At 26.1% G+C, this 22196-nt stretch carries 20 protein-coding genes and 1 other RNA gene; 18 read left to right on the top strand and 3 right to left on the bottom strand.

Going from position 1 to position 22196, the window contains the following annotated elements; all coding sequences use genetic code 4:
* Positions 1-51 precede the first annotated feature (51 nt).
* The 10 genes from uvrB (at position 52) to AACL04_RS04280 (ending at position 12470) form a co-directional block, all read left to right on the top strand.
* Positions 52-2037: an excinuclease ABC subunit UvrB gene (uvrB, locus tag AACL04_RS04325; protein ID WP_339029860.1), complete on the top strand. Its 1986-nt coding sequence runs from the start codon at positions 52-54 to the stop codon at positions 2035-2037.
* Positions 2038-2042: 5 nt separating this feature from the next.
* The gene (uvrA, locus tag AACL04_RS04320; protein ID WP_422397914.1) at positions 2043-4886 is read left to right on the top strand and encodes an excinuclease ABC subunit UvrA; all 2844 of its coding nucleotides are present in this window, start codon (positions 2043-2045) and stop codon (positions 4884-4886) included.
* A complete protein-coding gene (locus AACL04_RS04315; RefSeq protein WP_339029857.1) occupies positions 4879-5976 on the top strand; it encodes a bifunctional folylpolyglutamate synthase/dihydrofolate synthase in 1098 nt (365 codons plus the stop codon). The genes uvrA and AACL04_RS04315 overlap by 8 nt, the downstream gene beginning before the upstream one ends.
* 1 nt (position 5977) lies before the next feature.
* Positions 5978-6643, top strand: a complete 666-nt coding sequence (locus AACL04_RS04310; protein ID WP_339029855.1) for a folate family ECF transporter S component — start codon at positions 5978-5980, stop codon at positions 6641-6643.
* A 52-nt stretch (positions 6644-6695) separates the two neighbouring features.
* Entirely contained in the window at positions 6696-7625 is a 930-nt protein-coding gene (gene hprK / locus AACL04_RS04305) for an HPr(Ser) kinase/phosphatase (RefSeq protein ID WP_339029854.1), read from the top strand.
* Positions 7618-9009: a prolipoprotein diacylglyceryl transferase gene (locus AACL04_RS04300; RefSeq protein ID WP_339029852.1), complete on the top strand. Its 1392-nt coding sequence runs from the start codon at positions 7618-7620 to the stop codon at positions 9007-9009. Before hprK ends, AACL04_RS04300 begins: the two co-directional genes overlap by 8 nt.
* Complete coding sequence (trxB, locus tag AACL04_RS04295; protein WP_339029850.1) at positions 8993-9925, top strand: thioredoxin-disulfide reductase; 933 nt, start codon at positions 8993-8995, stop codon at positions 9923-9925. Before AACL04_RS04300 ends, trxB begins: the two co-directional genes overlap by 17 nt.
* 62 nt (positions 9926-9987) lie before the next feature.
* Positions 9988-11292, top strand: a complete 1305-nt coding sequence (locus AACL04_RS04290) for a prolipoprotein diacylglyceryl transferase (RefSeq protein WP_339029848.1) — start codon at positions 9988-9990, stop codon at positions 11290-11292.
* Positions 11293-11301: 9 nt separating this feature from the next.
* On the top strand, positions 11302-12249 hold the full coding sequence (whiA, locus tag AACL04_RS04285; protein WP_339029846.1) for a DNA-binding protein WhiA: 948 nt from the start codon (positions 11302-11304) through the stop codon (positions 12247-12249).
* Between the two features lie 2 nt (positions 12250-12251).
* The gene (locus AACL04_RS04280; protein ID WP_339029844.1) at positions 12252-12470 is read left to right on the top strand and encodes a helix-turn-helix transcriptional regulator; all 219 of its coding nucleotides are present in this window, start codon (positions 12252-12254) and stop codon (positions 12468-12470) included.
* A gap of 42 nt (positions 12471-12512) precedes the next feature.
* On the opposite strand, the gene AACL04_RS04275 is transcribed toward AACL04_RS04280, so the two are convergent.
* A complete protein-coding gene (locus AACL04_RS04275) occupies positions 12513-12908 on the bottom strand; it encodes a rhodanese-like domain-containing protein (RefSeq protein ID WP_339029842.1) in 396 nt (131 codons plus the stop codon).
* 161 nt (positions 12909-13069) lie between these two features.
* Between AACL04_RS04275 and secG the strand changes: the two genes are divergently transcribed.
* The 4 genes from secG (at position 13070) to AACL04_RS04255 (ending at position 16242) form a co-directional block, all read left to right on the top strand.
* On the top strand, positions 13070-13363 hold the full coding sequence (gene secG, locus AACL04_RS04270; RefSeq protein ID WP_339029840.1) for a preprotein translocase subunit SecG: 294 nt from the start codon (positions 13070-13072) through the stop codon (positions 13361-13363).
* Between the two features lie 29 nt (positions 13364-13392).
* Positions 13393-15489, top strand: coding sequence for a ribonuclease R (gene rnr / locus AACL04_RS04265; protein ID WP_339029838.1), 2097 nt, complete (start codon positions 13393-13395; stop codon positions 15487-15489).
* A gap of 14 nt (positions 15490-15503) precedes the next feature.
* Complete coding sequence (gene smpB, locus AACL04_RS04260; RefSeq protein WP_339029836.1) at positions 15504-15944, top strand: SsrA-binding protein SmpB; 441 nt, start codon at positions 15504-15506, stop codon at positions 15942-15944.
* An 82-nt stretch (positions 15945-16026) separates the two neighbouring features.
* Complete coding sequence (locus tag AACL04_RS04255) at positions 16027-16242, top strand: hypothetical protein (RefSeq protein WP_339029834.1); 216 nt, start codon at positions 16027-16029, stop codon at positions 16240-16242.
* A gap of 132 nt (positions 16243-16374) precedes the next feature.
* Here the strand turns inward: AACL04_RS04255 and AACL04_RS04250 are convergent, their stop codons facing one another.
* A complete protein-coding gene (locus AACL04_RS04250) occupies positions 16375-16806 on the bottom strand; it encodes a hypothetical protein (protein ID WP_339029833.1) in 432 nt (143 codons plus the stop codon).
* A 109-nt stretch (positions 16807-16915) separates the two neighbouring features.
* Here AACL04_RS04250 and ssrA point away from each other — a divergent pair.
* The 4 genes from ssrA (at position 16916) to trmB (ending at position 21435) form a co-directional block, all read left to right on the top strand.
* Positions 16916-17327: a transfer-messenger RNA gene (gene ssrA / locus AACL04_RS04245) on the top strand.
* 43 nt (positions 17328-17370) lie between these two features.
* Positions 17371-19317, top strand: a complete 1947-nt coding sequence (locus AACL04_RS04240; protein ID WP_339029832.1) for an EAL domain-containing protein — start codon at positions 17371-17373, stop codon at positions 19315-19317.
* A gap of 18 nt (positions 19318-19335) precedes the next feature.
* Complete coding sequence (gene mgtE, locus AACL04_RS04235; RefSeq protein ID WP_339029831.1) at positions 19336-20775, top strand: magnesium transporter; 1440 nt, start codon at positions 19336-19338, stop codon at positions 20773-20775.
* A 9-nt stretch (positions 20776-20784) separates the two neighbouring features.
* The gene (gene trmB, locus AACL04_RS04230; protein ID WP_339029830.1) at positions 20785-21435 is read left to right on the top strand and encodes a tRNA (guanosine(46)-N7)-methyltransferase TrmB; all 651 of its coding nucleotides are present in this window, start codon (positions 20785-20787) and stop codon (positions 21433-21435) included.
* On the opposite strand, the gene AACL04_RS04225 is transcribed toward trmB, so the two are convergent.
* Positions 21432-21986: a hypothetical protein gene (locus AACL04_RS04225; protein WP_339029828.1), complete on the bottom strand. Its 555-nt coding sequence runs from the start codon at positions 21984-21986 to the stop codon at positions 21432-21434. The two genes, trmB and AACL04_RS04225, sit on opposite strands and share 4 nt — an antisense overlap.
* Positions 21987-22196 lie beyond the last annotated feature (210 nt).

Below are 22196 nucleotides of genomic sequence, written 5' to 3'. Positions count from 1 at the left end.
TTCTAGGGGCCAATCTCTAGATTTTTTAGGTCTTATTAAAGAGGTAAAAAAATGGAAAGTAAAAATCAAAAATTTAGTATAGTTACAGAATATAAACCAGATGGAGATCAACCTAGCGCAATTAAGAAGCTGATTTCTGGTTTAAAAAACAATGTAAAACATCAAGTTTTAATGGGTGCAACAGGAACAGGAAAAACTTTCACTATGGCAAATGTAATTCAGGAAATGAATAAGCCAACTCTTGTTTTAGCTCATAATAAAACATTGGCAATGCAATTGTATATTGAGCTAAAAGAACTATTTCCAAATAATAGAGTTGAATATTATGTTTCTAATTTCGACTTTTATCAACCAGAGGCATATATTCCATCAAGAGATTTATATATAGATAAAGATGCAAAGAGAAATAATGATCTAGAAATGATGAGACTAAGTTCAATGAATGCATTAATGATTAGAAGAGATACAATAGTAGTTGCATCTGTTGCATGTATCTATGCAACACAAGATCCAAAAGAGTATGGAGATGTCTTTTTTGAATTAGAAGTTGGTCAAGTTTTATCTAAAAAGGAGTTATTAACTTTTCTTGTTCAAACAGGTTATACCCGAGATGAAAATGATTTAGCTATGGGTTATTTTAGCGCAAAGGGTGATGTTATAAGAATTGCACCAAGTTGAACTGATAAATATCATATTAGAATTTCAATGTTTGGAGATGAGATTGAAGCAATTGAAATGATAGATGTCTTAAATAATACGGTCTTAGAAAAAATTAGAATGTTTACGGTCTATCCAGCTGCAGCTTATGTTACGAACTTTGATAAAATGAAATTAGTTGTAGAAAATATTGGTAAAGAATTAAATCAGAGAGTTCAATGATTTCAAGATCAAAAGAAATTTATTGAAGCAGATAGATTAATGAAAAGAACTAAATATGACATGGAAACAATGACTGAGTTTGGAATATGTAGTGGAATTGAAAATTATTCGCCTCACTTAGATTTTAGAACTCCAGGTACTCCACCATTTACTTTAATTGATTATTTTGGTGAAGACTTTTTAACTATTATAGATGAATCTCATATGATGATTCCTCAACTGAATGCTATGTATAATACTGATAGAAGTAGAAAAGAAACTTTAGTTGAACATGGTTTTAGATTACCAAGTGCTATTGATAATAGACCTTTGAAGTTTCAAGAATTTGCAGGTAAATTAAAAAATGTAATCTATACATCTGCAACTCCAGGTCCATATGAACTTGAATTAGTTAATAATAATGTAATTGAGCAAATCATTAGACCTACAGGATTAGTAGATCCACAAATTGAAATTCGCTCAACTATTAATCAAATGAATGATATTGTAGATGAGATTAATAAAGTAGTTGCAAAAAAACAAAAGGTCTTTATAACTGCAATTACAATTAGAATTTCTGAAGATATCACAACTTATTTACAATCAAGAAACTTAAAAGTAGCATATCTACATTCAGAGTTAAAAACTTTGGAAAGAAATCAAGTGTTAACTGATTTAAGGAAAGGTGTTTATGATGTTATTGTTGGTGTTAACTTATTAAGAGAAGGTTTAGATATTCCTGAAGTAAGTTTGGTTTGTATTCTTGATGCAGATAAACAAGGTTTTTTAAGAAATACAAGGAGTTTAATTCAAACAATAGGAAGAGCTGCTAGAAACTCTGAAGGTCGTGTAATTTTTTATGCAGATTCAACTTCTCCTGCTATGAAAGAAGCAATTGAAGAAACTGATAGAAGACGAAATATTCAGCAAGAATATAATAAACTTCATGGAATTACTCCAAAAACTATTATTAAAAAAATTACAGATATTATCTCTGATTCAAATATTAGAAACAAAGTTGATGAATTAAAAAAACTAAAGAAAAAAGAAAAAGAAAAGAAAAAGGAAGATTTAATTTCTGATTTAAGAAAACAAATGTTGAGTGTTGCAAAAGAACAAAATTATGAAAAGGCAGCTGAACTTAGAGATCTTATTTTAGAGTTACAAGCAGAGGGGTAAAGGTTATTATGAACAAAAAAATTATTATAAAAGGAGCAAGAGAGCACAATTTAAAAAATATTGATATAGAAATTCCAAAAGAGAAGCTTGTAGTTTTTACAGGGTTATCTGGTAGCGGAAAATCATCGCTGGCTTTTAATACTATTTATGCTGAAGGTGAAAGAAGATACATTGAATCATTATCTTCATTCTCACGACAATTTTTAAAATCAGTTGAAAAACCTGATGTTGATGAAATTGAAGGTTTAAGCCCTGCTATTTCAATTGATCAAAAAACAACAAGTCATAATCCAAGATCAACTGTAGGAACAACAACAGAGATACATGACCATCTTAGATTATTATTTGCAAATATTGGAACTCCATTTTGTGTAAATGGTCATGGTCCAATTAAAACATCATCACTTAAAGAAATTATGGAGACTTTAAAAAGAGAAACAAAAGAAGATGATCAAATCTTTATTTTAGCTCCTGTTGTAAGAGATAAAAAAGGAACTCACAAAGATCTCTTTATAAAATTAAAAAGGGAAAATTTTTTAAGAGTACAAATAAATGGTGAAGTAAGAAATCTTGAAGAAGATATTCAATTGGAGCAAAATAAAAGACATAACATTGATATTGTTGTAGACAGATTAATTTTTAAAGCAGGTGATGAAGAACTTCAATCAAGAATTTATTCAGCAATTGAAGTTGGTCTAGGATACTCAAAGGGCCTTATTAAAATTTATTATCCAAAGAGAAATAATGAGACAAAACTATTTTCAACAAAATATTCTTGTAGTGAATGTGGTTTCTCAATACCAAATTTAGAAGCTAATTTATTTTCCTTTAATAAAAAAAATGGAGCTTGTGAAACTTGTTCAGGTTTAGGAGTTAATTTGGAAGCAGATCCAGGGTTAATAATTCCAGACCCTTCGTTATCTATTCGTGAAGGTGGTATTTTATATTATAAAAACATTGTTGATTCAACAAATATTGAATGACAAAAATTTAAGTTACTTTGCGATTATTATTTGATTGATATAAATTCTCAAATAAATAAATTAAGTGAAAAACAAATAAATGTTATTTTATATGGAAGTGACGAGCCAATTGAAACTAAAATTACTACTGTAAGTGGAAATACATTAAGAGCTTTTGATTATATTGAAGGAATTGCAAATATTATTGAAAGAAAATATATTGAAACTAAATCAGAAGATAATAGAAAATATTATGGAAAATATATGATGTCAAAAGTTTGTAAAACTTGTAAGGGAAAAAGATTAAATGATATTGCATTAAGTGTTAAAATTAATGACATTTCAATTGCAGACTTTGTAGAATTAACTATTGAAGAGGAGTTAACTTTCCTACTAAATTTAAATTTAAATGAGCAACAAGCAAAAATTGCAAGTCTTGTTTTAAATCAACTTGTTTCAAGAATTAGTTTTTTAAATGAAGTTGGTTTAAATTATCTAACACTTTCTAGAAGTGCAACAACTCTTTCTGGAGGAGAAGCTCAAAGAATTAGACTAGCAAAACAATTAGGTTCAAAATTATCAGGAGTTCTTTATGTTCTGGATGAACCTTCAATTGGTTTACATCAAAGAGACAATGATAAATTAATTACTACTTTAAAAAAACTAAGAGATTTAGGAAATACTTTAATTGTTGTAGAACACGATGAAGATACAATGAAAGCTTCAGATTGAATTGTTGATATTGGACCTGGTGCTGGAGTTGAAGGTGGAAATATTACAGCACAAGGTACATATGAAGACATTTGTAAAAATCCAAATTCCTTAACAGGACAATATCTATCTAAACAATTATCAATACCTACACCAAAAAAACGTAGGGGTGGTAATGGCTTAAAAATTGAAATAAAGGGAGCTACTGAAAATAACTTAAAAAATATTGATGTAACTCTTCCATTAGGTAAATTTATCTCAGTTACAGGAGTTAGTGGAAGTGGAAAATCAACTTTGGTTGAAGAAGTTATTTATAAAGGATTAAAAAAAGAATTGAACAAAGAATTAATTCGTCCAGGTAAATATAAATCAATGAAAGGTTGAGAAAACATTGATAAAATAATTTATGTATCACAAGATCCTATTGGTAAAACTCCAAGATCTAATCCAGCTACATATACATCTGTTTTTGATGATATTAGAGATCTTTACACAGAAATCCCTGAGTCTAAAATTAGGGGTTATAAAAAAGGAAGATTTAGTTTTAATGTTCCTGGTGGAAGATGTGATTCATGTTGAGGAGATGGTGTTGTTCGTGTTGATATGCAATTTCTTGGATATGTAGAAGTGGTTTGTGAAATATGTGATGGAAAAAGATATAATGAAGAAACTCTTCAAATAAAATATAGAGGAAAAAATATTTGAAATGTCTTAAGTATGACTGTTCAAGAAGCTCATGATTTTTTTGAAAATATTCCTAAAATTAGAGAAAAATTAGAAACAATACTAGCAGTAGGTCTTGGTTATATAAAATTAGGACAAAATGCAACAACTCTTTCTGGAGGAGAAGCACAAAGGGTTAAATTATCAACTTTCTTATTAAAAAGACAAACTGGAAAAACTTTATTTTTATTAGATGAACCAACAACAGGTCTACATATTGATGATGTAAAAAGATTAATAAGTGTTTTAAATATTTTAGTTGATCAAGGAAATACAGTTTTAACAATTGAGCATAATCTTGATTTTATAAAAGTTTCAGACTATGTGATTGATTTAGGTCCTGAAGGTGGAAGCGGAGGAGGAACTATTCTTGCTACTGGTACACCAGAACAAATAATTGAAAATAAAGACAGTTTTACTGCCAAATATTTAAAGGAGTATTTAAATGATTAGTGTCGAAGAAAATTTAATACCTTCTGAAATAATTTTTAAAAAGAACTATAATTTAAAAAAATTATTAGAAGATATTGGTAATCCTCAAAATAGTTTTAATGTTATTAATGTTGTAGGAACAAATGGTAAAGGATCAACTTCACAATTTATTTTTAACGGTTTAAAAACCAAGTTTAAAAAAGTTGGTCTATTTATATCACCTGCCTTTTTAAATCAAAATGAAAGAATTCAATATAATGGTGAAATGATTTCTGATGAAAATTTAAAAAGGTTGCTAGCAGAAAATCAAAAGTTAATTAAAAAATATGAGTTAACTTTTTTTGAAATTTGAACTCTTATTGCAATTTTATATTTCTATGAATTAAAAATTGATATAGCTGTTATTGAAGCAGGAATTGGTGGCTTAAAAGATTCAACGAATGTTTTTGAAAAACAATTAGCAGTTTGTGTTACTTCTCTTGGTATGGATCATCAAGAAGTTTTGGGATATACAATTGAAGAAATTATTTATCAAAAATTAACTATTGCAAAACAAAATGTCAAAATATTTTTAAGTGCAGATAATATAAAATATAAAAAAATTATTAAAAAAGTAAATGATAATCCAAAGGTTTTCACAAAAAAAATTATTGATCCAATATATTTTCAAAGTTTCAATAAGGGATTAGCTATTGAACTACTTAATTATTTGGGTATTACAATAAACTCCTTTGAAGAAGCTCCACTTGGTAGGTATAGTTTATTAAAGAAAGAACCAATGTTTATTATAGATGGTTGTCATAATTATGATGGTGCTTTAAAACTATCTAAGCAAATAAAACAAATTAATGACCTTATAATTTTGTTTGGGGCAAGTGAAGGAAAAGACTATAAAAAAATATTGGATGGCTTAAAAAAAAGAGATAGAAAAATTTATTTAACAGAATTTGATCATAAAAAATCTTGAAAAATAAATAAGAGAGAGTTTGCAGATTTTACAATTGTTAAAGATTGAAAAAATTTTCTTAAAGATAATGAGCATAAAAATATATTAGTTTGTGGAAGTTTATACTTTATTCCATTAATATATAAATGAAAGGAGGAAGAGTAAAATGTCTTTATACTTATATACAAATATTGCAGCGATATTTCTTGTCCTTGGCATTCTATTGTGTGCTTTGGCATTAGAAAATTTCACTTTCAAAAAAATTAGTTTAAAGCACTTAACTGTAATTTCATTATTTTCAGCTTGTAGTGCCGTATTAACTGGTTTCACTTATAATTTTCCACCAATTTTTGGAAATATTCATATTGCTTTAGGGGATTGAATTATCTTTCTAATAGGTCTATTATTTGGTCCATTATGTGGAGTTATCTCTGCAATTTGTACAGATACCTTAATGGCAATTGTTATGCCAAGTAGTTATGGTTATCATGGTGGTTATATGTTTGGTAAATGTGTTTTAGCATTTTTTGGATCTCTTGTTTTCTTAACAAGATCACAAAATAAAATATTATTAAAAGTAATAATATTATATTCAGTAGCATATATTTTTCAAAGTTTAATATTAAATCAAATTTGAATGATGTCTTGAAAAGGAAATGCTGCTTGGGTTGATTTTGCAGCTAAATTAATTAAGTTGCCAATAACTTTACCAATTTATATCTCCTTTACTTATTTAACATTTTTACCTATAAGAAAAATGTTAAAAAATTGAAATACTGAGTTTGTATGGTGTTTTAAAACGGAATATTTATTAAAAAATCTAGATTACTAAATCTAGATTTTTTAATAAATTTATTAGTTATAATTATTATTGAGGTAAAAAAATGAGTAAACTTTATGCAAAAAAAATAATTGAAGAATTTAAACTAAAAGTAGTTTCAGGTCAAAATAAGTTGGAAAATCAAATTGATGTGTATGGAATTAATAGAGCAGGTTTAGAACTAACTGGTTACTTTGAAAATGGAGAGAAGTCTCATAGAATAATTGTTATGTCTACAAAGGAATATTTGTATATTATGAACTTCGAAGAAAAAGAAAGAAGATTAAGATATCAGAAGCTTTTTTCAAGAAATATACCTTTGATAATTCTTACAGATAAATTTGAAGATAATTTAGCAATTGAGGTTGCTAAAGAAACAGACTCTTTACTTGTGAGAACTAGAACAGAATCAACAAGTGATTTTACTCAAAATGTTCTTGAATTTATGGATGACTATTTCGCACCTGTAGTTGAAGTGCATGCTTCTTGTGTAAATATCTTTGGTAAGGGCGTACTATTAATTGGAGAATCAGGAATAGGGAAATCAGAAATTACATTAGACTTAGTAAAAACAAATCACTTATTTGTAGGTGATGATAGAATAGTTATTACAAAAAAATCAAATGAATTATATGGTAAAAGCCATGAAATATTAAAAAATTTAGTTGAGGTTAGAGGAATTGGCATAGTGGATGTTTCACAAACAAATGGGTATCAAGTTATTTTAGAAAAAACAAAGATTGATCTTGTTATTGAATTAACACAATTTAAAAAAAATGGTATTGATGATTCAGAAAGATTAGGAACTTCTTTTGCAACATATGAAATATTAGGCGTTTTAGTTCCCTATATTAAAATTCCAGTTTCTTCAGGAAGAAATATTCCAAATATAATTGAAGCAGCAGTTGCTAAATTAAAAATTAAGCAAAGTGGACTTTATAAAGATGAGACTGAGATCCTAAGCGAAAGAGCAATTAATTTTAATAATGATTAATTTTTTATCTAATATTATTTGAGAAAATGGAGAAAAGATTCCATATGAATCTGATTCACTATCATTTTTATATTCGCTTTTGGTTGTTGCTGGTGTTTTAAGTGTAATATTTGTTTCTGCTTTCAAATTATATAAAAGAGGAATTCCACTAAAAGATTTTATGAATGGAATATATATATCATTACCAGTGGGAATTATTGGAGCAAGTATATTTGGAAAATTAGGATCATCAGGAGATCAGTGAAAGTTATATATGTTAATTTTCTTTTGGGAACCTGGAATGAGTTTTTTTGGTTCGATGCTTTGTGGAGGAACTGCTGCATTTTTATGACTATGACATAAAAGTAGATATACTAAAATTTCAATTTATGTTTATGCAGATTGCATTGTTCCAAATATATTATTAGGTCAATCAATTGGAAGATGAGGTAACTTATTTAATCACGAAATATTAGGAAGAGAAGTACACGATTTAAATAAAATAAATTGATTACCAGACTTTATATGACATAGATTATTTTATTTCAAAGATTTAACTACATCTTCGGAATTGGAAACTCTTCAATTTCGTGAACCTCTATTTTTGTATGAATCTTTTGCAACATTACTTCTTTGAATTTTAATTACTTTTGTTTTTGCTAACTTGTGAAAATTAATTAGTAAAAAGCCATGAAAAGTTGATCCAGAAAACTTCCCATGCAAATGAAATAAAACTTTTAAGTCTATTTATGAAGAAGATTTAAAAAGTTATAATACACAAACTACTATTGAATATTTAAAAGATAAAGATGGTAAATTATATTTATCAACATCATGAGTTTGAAAAAAAGCTTATACATTGTATGAGCCTCCAAAAGATTTAGTTGAAAAAGCACAAGAAAAAATAGATAAAAGAAAAATATTAGCAATAAAGGCAAAACAAAAGTATCAGTCTATAGTTAAAAAAAATAATGAAGAAATTGAAAAGCAAAGAATTAAATTAAAAAGTAATAAAATAACTAAACAAGACTTTTATAATTTTAAAAATGAATTAAAGAAAAATAGTAAAGCTGAATTGCAGAAATTAAAATTAGAAAAAAATCAGCTTATAGTTTTTGTAAAAAGAGATTCCAAAGAACTTTATGGGATAAATAATCCAAATAATTATAAAATTATTCATAGTGGAGTATTAGCAGGAATATATATCTTAGGTTATACTATTATAAGACTTATCCTTGATCAGTTAAGAAATCCTTATGAATTAACTGTAAAAAATAATGAGGTTTTAAATTATTTATTTTTAGCAGGATTTTTGCTATTAGGATTGTCTGTAATTATATTTGCACAATTTATAGCTCCAAAAAAATGAAGGGAAGAAGGTTGATTATATGAAAAATCATATTAATGTTGATTATGATTTGATAATAGCAGGTGCAGGACCTGCTGGTTTGAGTGCAGCAATATATGCTGGTAGAGCAGGTTTAAATGTACTAGTTTTAGAAAAAGAAGCACCTGGAGGTAAGGTTATTAAAACTGGAGAAATTGAAAATTACCCAGGGTTTACAAATATTCAAGGACCAGATTTAGCTATGCACTTTTTTGAGCAAGCAACAGCAATGGGGGCAAAATTTGAGTTCTCTGGTTTAAAAGATTTTGAAAAAAAAGAATCCTTTAATATAACATTAGAAAATGGAAAAACTTTAACTTCAAAAGCTTTAGTAATTGCTACTGGAACAAAGGAGAATTTATTAGGGGTTCCAGGAGAAATTGAGCTTTATGGTAAGGGAGTTTCTTATTGCGCTGTTTGTGATGGAAGTTTTTATAAAGAAATGCCTGTGGCAGTTGTTGGTGGAGGTTATAGTGCAATTGAAGAGGCTATATTTTTAACAAGATTTGTTTCAAAAGTATATTTAATTCATAGAAGTAAAAAATTTAGAGTGGATAATAAAACATTGGAAAAGGCTAAATCTAATGAAAAAATAGTATTTATTTTGGATTCGATTGTTGAAAGTATTGAAGGTAGTGAGAAAGTGTCACTAATTAAAATCAAAAATATTTTAGAAAATACTACATCAAAAATTGATGTAAATGCTATTTTTCCATTTATTGGACATTATCCAGTTACAAGTTTTGTAAAACAAATTCAGATATTAAATGAGGAAAAACACATTATTGGTGATGAAAGAATGAAAACTAAAATAGAGGGTCTATTTGTGGCTGGAGATGTTAGAAATACACCATTTAGACAAATTGCAACAGCTACCTCTGATGGAGCAATTGCGGGTCAAAATGCTGTAAATTATATTGAAAATCTTGATTAATTATCAAGGTTTTTTATTAATTGCTATGTTAAAATAATTTAAGTTAAAAAGGTGTTGAAAAAATGTTTTATAGCTGAATACAAAAGGACAATTGAAAAGAAGCTACAGAATGATGAACTGTCAGAGATGATTATGGAATTATTCATGTTTATGCACTAACAATGACTTTAGGAGTTATTTTTGCTGTCGGTATTTCTGCAATAAAACTTTATAGAAGAGGAGTTTCACTTACTGAATTATGAATTGGAGCAGCTATAATTGTTCCAGTATCTTTAATAGGAGCAAGTTTTTTTGGTAAGTTAAATGCGGCAGGTTATGGTCAAAATAACTCTGGTTTTTTTGGGCTATTTGCTTTCTGAAATGGTGGTATGGCAATTCATGGTGGAGTTTATGTTGGAACTTTGGCAGGATTAATAATATTTTATTTTTTAGGTAGAAGAACAAAAGTATCATTGTGGGTTTATACTGATTGCATAATTCCAAATATTCTTATTGGTCAAGGAATTGGAAGATGAGGAAATTTCTTTAATCATGAAATATTTGGTAAACCATTAGCAGAATGGAATTCAAAATCTACTACTTTAAATTGATTGCCACAAGTAATTAGAAGAAATATGGTTTGAACTTATTCTGGAAAAGATGGCGAAACTTTAAACGGTTTAGTACTTGAAAATGGTAAAGATTATATTATGTCTCCAATATTTTTATATGAGTCAATGAGTTTAATAGCAGCATGATTAATAATAACTTTTATAATTCCTAATATTGGTAAATGATTTGGAAAAAAACCTTGAAAACAAGAAACATCATTTACAGGACTTTCTAACTATGAAGCTTGAAAACTTTCTAAATTTAATATTTGAAAAAGAGAAGTATATGCAAATCATCATAAAAAAGAAATTGAATTATATAAAACAGAAATAACTAAAATTGATGATAAAAATTATATTAAAAGAAAATGAAAACAAGGAAAACTTTTATCCGAATGTAACAACCCCGAAAACTATACTTTAATTAGATCGGGGGTGCAAGCAGGAGCATATTTCTTTGCATGAAACTTGGTAAGATTCATTTTAGAAGTAGGAAGACCAGATGATCATTTATTCTTAATGTATCAAAGAACTTTATCTTTAACCATAATTGGTTTATCAATGTTCTTTGGTTTATTAGTAGCAATAATGGCGCAATTTGTTTTTCCATATTTATTTAGAACTACAGGTTTTATATATGAACAAGAATATTTCTACTTAGACCATGAAAATAATAAGGAGTTTAAAAAGGAAATAGAAACAAAGAAAATAGAGAAAAACAAGATTAAAGAAGAAAAAGCAAGACAAAAATTAAAAGAAAAATTAGAAAAAAAATAGGAGGGTAATATGTCTTTTGCAATGGAAGTTAAAGAAGAAATTTTGAACCACACTTTTACAAATGAGCAAAAGATTATGTTACTCTCTGGTTTTATAAAATATAATGGTGAAATTATATATGCAAATAGTGGAGTTGCTTTAAGACTTACAAGTAATAGTAATAATATTATTAGACATATATTTTCATTTTTGAAAACAATATATAATGGAAAAATTGAGATATCAATTATACAAGTTCAAAAACTTAGAAATAGTAAAAGTTATCAACTTACGTTAACTGAAAATGTCATTGAATTTTTATCAGAAAATGATATATTTCTTCCAGAGTTAGCAAATAAAATAATTGAAATTAATTTAGAAAAATATATTAAAAAAACTTGAGAAGGATTAACACGAGCCTATATTTCTGGACTATTTATAGCTATTGGAAGTGTTAATTCTCCTGAAACTACAAATTATCATTTAGAGTTACAATTTAAAGAAAATGAATCAGCTCAATATATTAGAAAAGTTTTAAAGAAATACCACTTTAACTTTAAAACTACAAATAAAAGAAATAAAATAGTTTGCTATATTAAAAAATCTATAGCTGTTTCTGATTTCCTAAAATTTATAGATGCTCCAATTTCTGTTATGAAATTTGAAAACACAAGAATTAATAGAGATGTTAGCAACAATATAAATAGAATGATAAATATAGATATCTATAATCAGCAGAAATCGTCAGAGACTGGATTAAAGCAGATAGAAGAGATTAACAAGATTATAAAAAATAATCTTCTTTTGGAATTATCGCCTAAAGCTCAGTTACTGTCAGAAATAAGATTAGAGAATCCAGACGCATCATTTTCAGAATTGGAAGTCTTAATGAACGATAAAAATATATCAATAACAAAATCTGGAATAAGCAATTTGTTTAGAATGATAAATAAATTGGCAAATACAATTGGAGAATAAATATGGAAAAAAACATTATAAAAACATTTAGTAAGAACATGAAAAGAATAAGGGTAGATGCAAAATTAACACAGGAAGAATTAAGCTTCACTTCAGAGCTACACAGAAATTATATTTCCGATACTGAAAGAGGTAAAAGAAATATATCATTAAAATCTGTTGAAAAAATAGCAAAAGCACTAAATGTAGAGCCAATTGAATTTTTTAGGGACGTAGATTAGTATTAAAAAAAACAGAACTTAGATTCTGTTTTTTTTTTTTTTTTAATAAACAATAACTTTAGTTAATTTATCAAAATCTGCATTATTCTTAATATTTTTGTAACCTTCATACAAAATGTATGATTTAAAGCCCTTTGCTTTTAAACTCTTATAAATAGATAAATGACTTCTAGAGTCTTCATCAATAATCAGTATCTTATTTTTTTTGTCTAATATTTTAAAATACTTTAAATTAAAAGTAAGTAGAGGAATATTTATAGATCCTTTAAGGTGATTTTGGTTATATGAAATGCTATTTCTAATATCAATTACTTGTCACTTTTTACTCTTTAAAATATTATTGAGACTTTTCATATTCTTTGTTTTATATTTAGATTTAAAAGCATTTTTTCTAAAAATTTTTTCTAAAAATTTAAATACATATTCTAGTCATTGCATTTTTTATCACCAAACTAATTATAACTTGAAAATAATAAATTTTCATAATGCTTATTGGAATAATTCTCTTAATTATTCCATTTTATAGAAAGATAGATGTATAAAATATTCTTTTTTTGTAGCAATTGTAGTATTATATACTTAATGAATGGAGGCCTTGTATGAATTTACTTGCCGGAACAGCGTCACAACAGACACTAGCAAATCAAATAATTTTAGGTTTTGAAATTCTTGGATTAATTGTCTCAGTATTAATGATAATTGTTGGTTTAGTACAGAACAAAAGCTCGCAAACTGGATTAAGTGCATTAAATGGTGGTAATGATGAATTATTCTCAAACTCCAAAGAGAGAGGTATGGATAAGACAACATCAATTTGGATGTTCAGCTTAGGAATTACACTATTTATAATTACAATTGTAATGGGAATTATTTCAAACACTGTTCTAAGTTAATAGTGTTTTTTTTAATAGAAAGAGAATTTATGAAAAATATAATATTGGAGCGGTTAAAGAAAAAAGATAGACTGCATTTAAATGATTTAACTAGTAATATTAATGGAAAATATGAAAGCATTACGGATGCTTTAAGATTACTTCAAGAAGAGCATTTAATTGGTTGGACTAAAGAAAATGTTATTTATTTTGTTGGAGAAAAATATAGAATCGGGTCAATAAAAATAAATGATAAAGGGTTTGGATTTATAAAAGAATTAAACAGCGAAGATGATGATTTCTTTGTACCCCCAAACGCACTTAATGGTTCTATTTCATCTGATGAAGTTATTTTTACTGTTCAAAAAGAAAATGATGATAGACTTAAAGCAAATGTAGAAGACATTGTTTTAAGAACTAAAACATCATTAATTGGAGAAATGAGAAAAAGTAGTTGTGGTAGATTTATAGATTTCATTCCGAATGAACCTGGATTTAAAAATTATAGAATCGTATTAGTTAATTTGAAAGATTTTAAGTTAAAAGAAGATTTAATTGTAAAAGTTAAAATATTAGATGTAAGAGATAGAAAACTATTTACAAGAATTCAAAAAATTATTGGAGATGCAAATAAGGCAATAGATAGAATTATTTCAATTGCTTACGAATTTGATATTAAACCAGAATTTAATAAATTGACATTAGATAATGCAATTGAAGTTGCAAAACCAATTGATTATAAAGATGAAAAAATTAAAAGAAGACTTTCCAACTCTTTAATTAATAAAAATTTAGTAACAATAGATGGTGCTGATTCAAAAGATTTAGATGATGCAATTTATGTCGAAAAAACAAATAAGGGATATAAACTTATTGTAGCTATTGCAGATGTAAGTTATTATGTAACTCCATTTTCACCTTTAGATAATACAGCCTTATTTAGAGGTAATTCTGTTTATTTAGCCAACAAAGTAATACCAATGTTGCCTGAAAAATTATCTAATGGAGTTTGTAGTTTAAATCCCAATGAAGAAAAACTTTGTATGGTAGCAGAAATGGATTTTGACCTAAAAGGAAATGTTATAAATAAAAAAATTTATGAATCAATCATGATATCAAAAGCACGTTTAACTTATAAACAAGTTAATGAACTTTATTCTCAAAAAAATGTAGAGATTAAAGAAGAAATTATAGATATGCTAATGACAGCAAAAGAACTTCATGAAATAATTGATGTGGAAAGATCAAATAGAGGAGCAATTGAATTTGATATTGCAGAACCAAAAATAATATTGGATAAGGATTCTAATGTTATTGAAATTGCAAAGCGTGGAAGAGGTATTAGTGAAAAATTAATTGAGAACTTCATGGTAAGTGCAAACGAATGCGTAGCAAGTGTTATTTTTGAAAAGAAATTGCCCTTTATTTATAGAAATCATGATGTTCCAAAAGAAGAAAACCTTATTGAATGGCATTCAATATTAAGAGCTTTAGGAGTAAACGTAAAATTAAATGAGTTGGATAAAATAAATCCAAAAATGATTAAACATGCCTTAACTCAAATTGAAAGTCAAATAACAGATCCTACTGAAAGAGATGTTATTAATATTACTTTATTAAAGTTTATGGAAAAAGCTGCATATGAATTGGAGAATATAGGACACTTTGGGTTAGCAAGTAATTGCTATACACATTTTACAAGTCCAATTAGAAGGTACAGTGATTTAATTGTTCATAGATTTTTAAAGCAGTACTTAATTAGTAAGGATTTAAGAGATCTAAAGTTAGAGCAAAATAAAAATTTTGTTTTAAAAGCTTGTGGAATTATTAATGATACTGAGAAACAAGCAGTTTCAGCCGAAAGAGAAGTTAATAAAGTATGTATGGCTGAATATATGCAATCTAAAATTGGTCAAGAGTATGAGGGAATAGTTGCTGCAGTCTTGAAGTTTGGTATTTTTGTGCAACTAGAAAATTGTGTTGAAGGATTAATTCATATCTCAGAACTTCCTGACTTTACTTTTGAAGAAAAGACAAATATTATGGTAAACAAACAAAACAAAATCTTTAGACTAGGTCAAAAAGTAAAAATAAAAGTAAAAAATGCAGATGTTAAAAAAAGAATTATAGACTTTGTGCTTGTTTAATGGTGGTGATAAATATGGGTGAGCATGTATTATTAAAAAATAAAAAAGCATATTTTAATTATGAAATATTAGATACTTGAGAAGTAGGAATAGTTTTAACTGGTCCAGAAATTAAATCAATCAGAAATAAGGATGTTTCTATTGAGGAATCTTTTATTCTTATTAGAAAAGGTCAAGTCGAAATTTTAAATATGAATATAAAAAATTATGAGTTTGCAAATCACATTAAGCAAGATCCGTCTAGAAATAGAGTTTTGCTTATGCATAAAAGTGAAATAAAAAAGATTATAAAAAGAGTTCAGTTAGAGAACCTTACTCTAATTCCTTTAAAATTATATTTAAAAGATAACTTGGCAAAATTACAGATAGCTTTAGGTAAAGGGAAAAGAGAAATTGATAAAAGAGAAACAATTAAAAAAAGAGATATTGAAAGAAGGTTAAATAAAATAAAATAAAAATTTATTTTGTGATTATAAAATATTTTATTAACTTTTAATAAATGCTATAATCTCATTGTTATAAAAAGGAGAAAAAGAGATGAGACAAACAGCGTATATTTTTTCAATTATAAGTACAGTATTAACATCGTTTTTACTAATACCATTAATTTGAATGATTCCAATGACAATAGCTACTAAAAAGACTATTGGTGATAATCAACCACATATCGCTTTAGGAATTTGTAGTATATTCTTTATGGGACTATTTGGGTTGGTATCTGGTATATTAATCTTAATTCCTGAAGAACAATAGTTTATTAAATCTTATATTAATTTATAAGATTTTTTTTATTTATATATAAAAAAATCTCCTTATATAAATTTTTGATTTTTAGTCATATCTATATTTAGAGAATTATATTTAATCTTAAAATTTTAATTAGCTTTAAATATCTTTATTTTCTTCATTTACATTATTTTTATTTTCTTTTTTGTATTTACTATATTCTACACAAATCATAATACCACTTGCAAGCATTAAACCAGCGGGCACTATATTTAAAAAACCATAGTTAGTTGTCAATAATGATAATAGTGATAAACCTGCTACAACTATTTCCATTATTCCTGCTGTAAATACTCTTTTTTTGTTCTTTGACTTTAAATATACTAGAATTATAATATATAAAATCAGTGAAATTGCTAATGGAACAATTAGAAATATAATTGAAACTATATAAAATACTGATTCTGCTTCTTGTTGTATTATTGAAGCCGTGCTTATTATTGCAATACTTGCTAATACTGTTACTAGTACGCTAAAAACTATTGATATTATAGTTCCTGCTATACCTAAACTTTTTGATGTTTTAGTCATATTTTTTCCTCCTCTTAAATAATAGTTGATTTTTAGGATAAAACAACTTATTTATACAAAATTTAATAGCACTAAAATTTGTATGAATAATGTTTTATAATATAACTATGGGGGTGTCCCGGTTTCGACAGGATATGGCCGACTCATAACTGCAGTGGTTTGGTAGACCTTAATACTACTAGGTTTGATAAAATGCAAACGAAGAAAAAAATGAATTTGAAATGCCAGCATTTATGATCAATAATGCATCAGCTGGAGTTGCTTTAGCAGCTTAATAAACTTTTAAAGTTTATAGTGTTTTAACGTTATGAAGTGTGTTTGTGCTTCATTGATTAACGTATTACCTAGCACAATAGAACAAATGATTCTAATAATAAATTTGTTTGAAAATAATTATTAGCGCTAGAAATTTAAATCTTGTTGACTCTGTTGGTTTTTAGTGTAAGTTAGAGACAACTAAACTGTAGACGTTATGGGTTGGAGTATTTTGGACGCGGGTTCGATTCCCGCCATCTCCACCATTTTTTTATGCTTAATTGTTTTATGAGAAAGGAATGTAATTTTATGGATATTATAAGTGTTTTAATTACATGTCTTTCTTATACAGCAATTATTGCTTTTTGTTATACTTTAGTTTGAGGTTTAACAAGACATCTATTTAAGAAAATAGAAATATATTATGAAATACTTTTAGGTTTTATTTTAGGTTTTGTTTCAACATTTTCTCTTATTATAATTTCAATTCTTAAAATTAACACTGGTAATTTAGGAATAACAATTTTGCTACCAACTTTCTTATATTGAGTGGCCATAGTTTTTATTTCACCATTTAGTGGTATTGGAATTTTGACTTGTAATATTTTAAACCTAGCAGTTTTTTCTTCACTTTTTAGTGATTACTTTGGGAAACCTACTGGGGCTTGGAATATAACAATGTTAACGTTGGCTTATATAATTCCTGTTGTAAATTACTTAATATCAAGATTTTGAATTAAAGTTTCAAATTGATCAAATTGGTCAATAACAACAATTAGCATACTTATAGTTGGTTTAATTTGAGCTTTAGCTACAATTAAAAATTCATTAGCTCTTGATAATTTAACAAACTTACTTTTTTGATTGGGAAGTGGTTATTTGGCTTATGCATATATTGCTGTTATAAATCAAATATACTTGCATGCTTTAAAACTTCAAAATATTGTAGTGTATGATAATACTTATTATTTGAATTTCACATCAGCTCATCAACAAATTTCAAATAAGATTCAAGAACATAAATATAAGTATGGATTATATGTAACATATTTCATTTCAAATTTTGAAAAGTTTGAATCAAAAGTAAATGGAAGTATAAGAGAGGAAGTTGTAAATTCAATTTCAGAGGAAAGTTATACTTTATTGCAACAACAATTTCCTAATGCAATATTCTTTAAACCAAATTATAAAACATTTGCAACTTTTATCCCATTTGAAATTAAAGATGAATTTAGTGAAAAAAATAATTTGGAGTTAAAAAAAATCAAAGATATTTTTTCTAAGGTTAATACGTTATTTATAATTTCCAATTATAAGATTAGTGTAAAGCTAAAATCAATTTGTTCTTTCTATGGACTACATTCAAATAATTTAGATACCTTATTAGAATATAATTTACATGTTGAAAAGGATTTATTACTTAAATATCAAGATGAAAATATAGTTGTTAATCCAATGGAGATAATAAAAGAGAAAAATCAAAATAAGAAAATGTTGTCTCTAAATGAAATTGCAAATTTAAATCAGTTTGTAACTTTGTTTGAACCAATTTATTCAACTGATAAAAATGACTTTGAGTATTATTTTTTAAACGGTCTTATAGGTGGTATGGATATAAATGCGGATGAATTTTCTCAAAAAAGCCAATTGATAATGGATATGGGCTTATCGTCTTTATTTTTAAGATATATCTCGCTGCATTCATTAAAAAAAATGGCTAAGCAAAATGATAAAATAAAGAACAAGAAATTTTTTACAAATTATGACAGTGATTATTTATCTGATAAAGATTTTGATTCAGACGAGTTTATTTTAAAATTAAAAAATCTTAAAATAAACTTATTTAAATTAGTGCTTAATTTTGATATAAATAAAGAAGTAGATGATAAAAAAGAGTTGGAGAAAAATATTGAAAGGCTTAAAAAACACGGGATTCAGATATCAATAAGTAATTTTGGTTCTCTTAAAACAGATTTTACTTTATTAAATTCTTACAAACCTGATTTTATTGTTCTAGAAAATGAAATATCAAAAAAAATAAATTTTGTAAAGGAAAATGAAAATATAGTAATTGAAAGTTTAAAAATGGCAAAAAAGTTAGAGGCAAAATTAGTAGCTTCATCAGTAAATAGCTATTTGATTTATAAACATCTTAAACAATTAGGAGTTAAATTATTTACGGGTGAATTAATTGGAAGTTCAATAGAACCAAGAGAAAATATATCAGATGAGTTAAAATATTTATTAAACAAATAAGAAATAAGAGGGAATAATATGTTGGAAAGAGAAGAAAAGTTAAAGACGTTAAGTGAAGAAATTGAAAAAGCAATTCAAGCAAATGATATAAAAGAGTTAAGAAAATTAGAGGAAAATCATTATCCACAAGATATTGCTGAGGCTCTTGAAAAATTAGATGAGAAAATAATAATTGTTGCATTAAGATTATTCACAAATGATACAAGTAGTGAAATATTTCCTCATCTTGATACAGATATTCAAGAAGAAATAATTAACAAGATGTCTTCAAAACAAGTTAGTCAGTTATTCTCAGAATTATATACAGATGATATTGTAGATATATTAGAGGAAATGCCTTCTAATATTGTAAAGAAGATTTTAAGAGCTTCAACTCCTGAAGCTAGGGCTCAAATAAATAGTATTTTAAAATATAACGATGATACTGCTGGAAGTATTATGAGTGTTGATTATACTAGATTTAAAATTAATTGAACTGTTACAGAAGCAATTGAAAAAATTAGAGAAAGAGATGAAGAGTCAGAAGATCATAATACATTTTATGTAGTCGATGATTTAAATAATTTAAAGGGAATAGTTGAATTAAAGGATTTAGTTTTTTCAAAAGGTGAATCACTATTATCTGAAGTAATGGATGAAAGAGTTATATTTGCTCATACAAAAGATGATCAAGAAAGCGTTATAGAACTATTTAAAAAATATGATATTACAACTCTTCCAGTTATTAATGTTCAACAGAAACTTGTAGGAATTGTTACTGTAGATGATGTTTTAGATGTAATTGAAGAAGAAGTAACTGAAGATATCCACAAAATGGCTGGTATAAGTCCAACAGATGATGAATATTTTAAGACAAGTATTTGAAAAATGGTTAAATCTAGAAGTGTTTGATTATTGCTATTAATGATTTCTGCTACTTTTTCACAAATTATAATCTCAGTTTTTATAAAAATTTATCACTCCAAAAGTGAAACCAATATTTCAGAGGCAAGTTACATTATTATGATGTTATTAACACCTTTATTAACTGTAATTTCTGGAACTACAGGTAATGCTGGAAGTCAATCTTCAACGATGATTGTAAGGGCATTATCCTTAAAAGAGGTTGAAACTAAAGATTATGCAAGAGTAATGTGGAAAGAATTTAGAGTAGCTATTATTACAGGTTTAATACTTGTTTTAGTAAATTTTATAAGAATGGTAATTATCTATTCAATTGAATTTAAAGGCAATTTAAAAGATCCCAAAATATGGTATACAATTGCTACACTTTCAATTGCTATGTATCTATCATTAATAATGGCAAAATTAATTGGAGGAACTCTTCCAATAATTGCTAAAAAACTTAAATTAGATCCTGCACTTATGGCAGCTCCATTATTGACAACTTTAGTAGATGCTTTATCAACTGCATTATTTTTCTCAATAGGTTTAATTTTCTTTGCAAGTTATATTTAGGAAATTTATATGAGATTAAGAAATAAAAATTGAACAAAAGATTTTATTGAAGAAAACTTAAAGTTCTTAATAACTACAGAAGAAAAAATTAATCCGACTAAATTCTTTCTAAAAAAACAAGATACTTTTTTAGAAATAGGTTGTGGAAAAGGACAATTTGTCATTAATCAAGCAATTGAAAATTCTAATAAAAATTTTATTGCCATGGAAAAGGAAAGTACTGTAATAGGAGTTGCTTTAAAAAAGGCACTTAATAAAGAAAATTTTAATCTAAATAATTTACTGTTTTTAAATAGGTTTGCCGAAAACTTATTGGATATTTTTGAAGTAAACTCTTTAAAAGGAATATTTTTAAATTTCTCAGATCCTTGACCCAAAGCAAAACATTATAAAAAAAGATTAACTTATTTAACTTTCCTAGAAATTTATTGAGAATTATTAGAAAATAATGGGATTATTGAAATTAAAACAGATAATGATCAGTTATATAATTTTAGTTTAGATCAGATTAAAGAATCTAAATTTAAGGTTCTTTATAATACTAGTGATCTATACTCAAATAAAGATTTATTGAAAGATAATATACCAACTGAATATGAGCAAAAATTTCATTCTATTGGTAAAAAAATTAATAAAATTATAATTAAAAAAGAGGTCTAGTTTTTTTCTATAACCTCTTTTTTTGGTGGATTTTTAATAAATTCTAAATATGAATTTTTGAATTCTAAGTTTTGTGTAATCAAATATTTATTTATTTCAAAAAATAAATATAAATATATAAAATTTATAATAAAAAGAATAAAGTATATTCATCAAGCTTCTGTTGCTTTTTGAGTTCAACTTACTTTATCAATTATTGAACCACTTGTTAATTCAATAAAGAAAGCTCCAATTGTAAAAATAGTTGTAAAGATAGTTACAAATCTGGTCTTTAATATTCTAATATCTTTTTCATTTGTTTCTAAGTTTGTTACAACCTCTATATTGTAAAATAGAGATATAGAAATTTTACTTAAGTTTGTCAATAAGCATACGACATAAACTAATAAAAAATTAAGATTGATTTGACAAAATAAAGATATTTTTTTTCGCAATTCTAGACTACCTATACTTAGAATTACAATTGAAGAAATAACCATGAAAGATAATGTCAATGATGCAAATCATAGGATTGGCTTTCTTAAGTCTTTTTTAATTATTTTAAAGTCCATTTTTTTCACCTTGTTATATTATATTTTATTATTAATAAAATTTGAAAATAATATAAATAAAATTCCTATTTTAAAACTATTCATTCTATAATAAAAGTGTAAATTAAATAACAGCTTTTATAAGTCGACATAAAGGGTTGATGTTTCTACAATGTACCGATACATTTCCTAAAAGCAAATAAATTAAAGGAATTTTTAATTTACATATAT

It is taken from the genome of Spiroplasma endosymbiont of Cantharis nigra, from assembly GCF_964019925.1.
GTDB lineage: Bacteria > Bacillota_I > Bacilli_A > Mycoplasmatales > Mycoplasmataceae > Spiroplasma_A.
The sequence above is the reverse complement of the archived record's forward strand: the minus strand, read 5'-3'. Positions and strand labels throughout refer to the sequence as shown.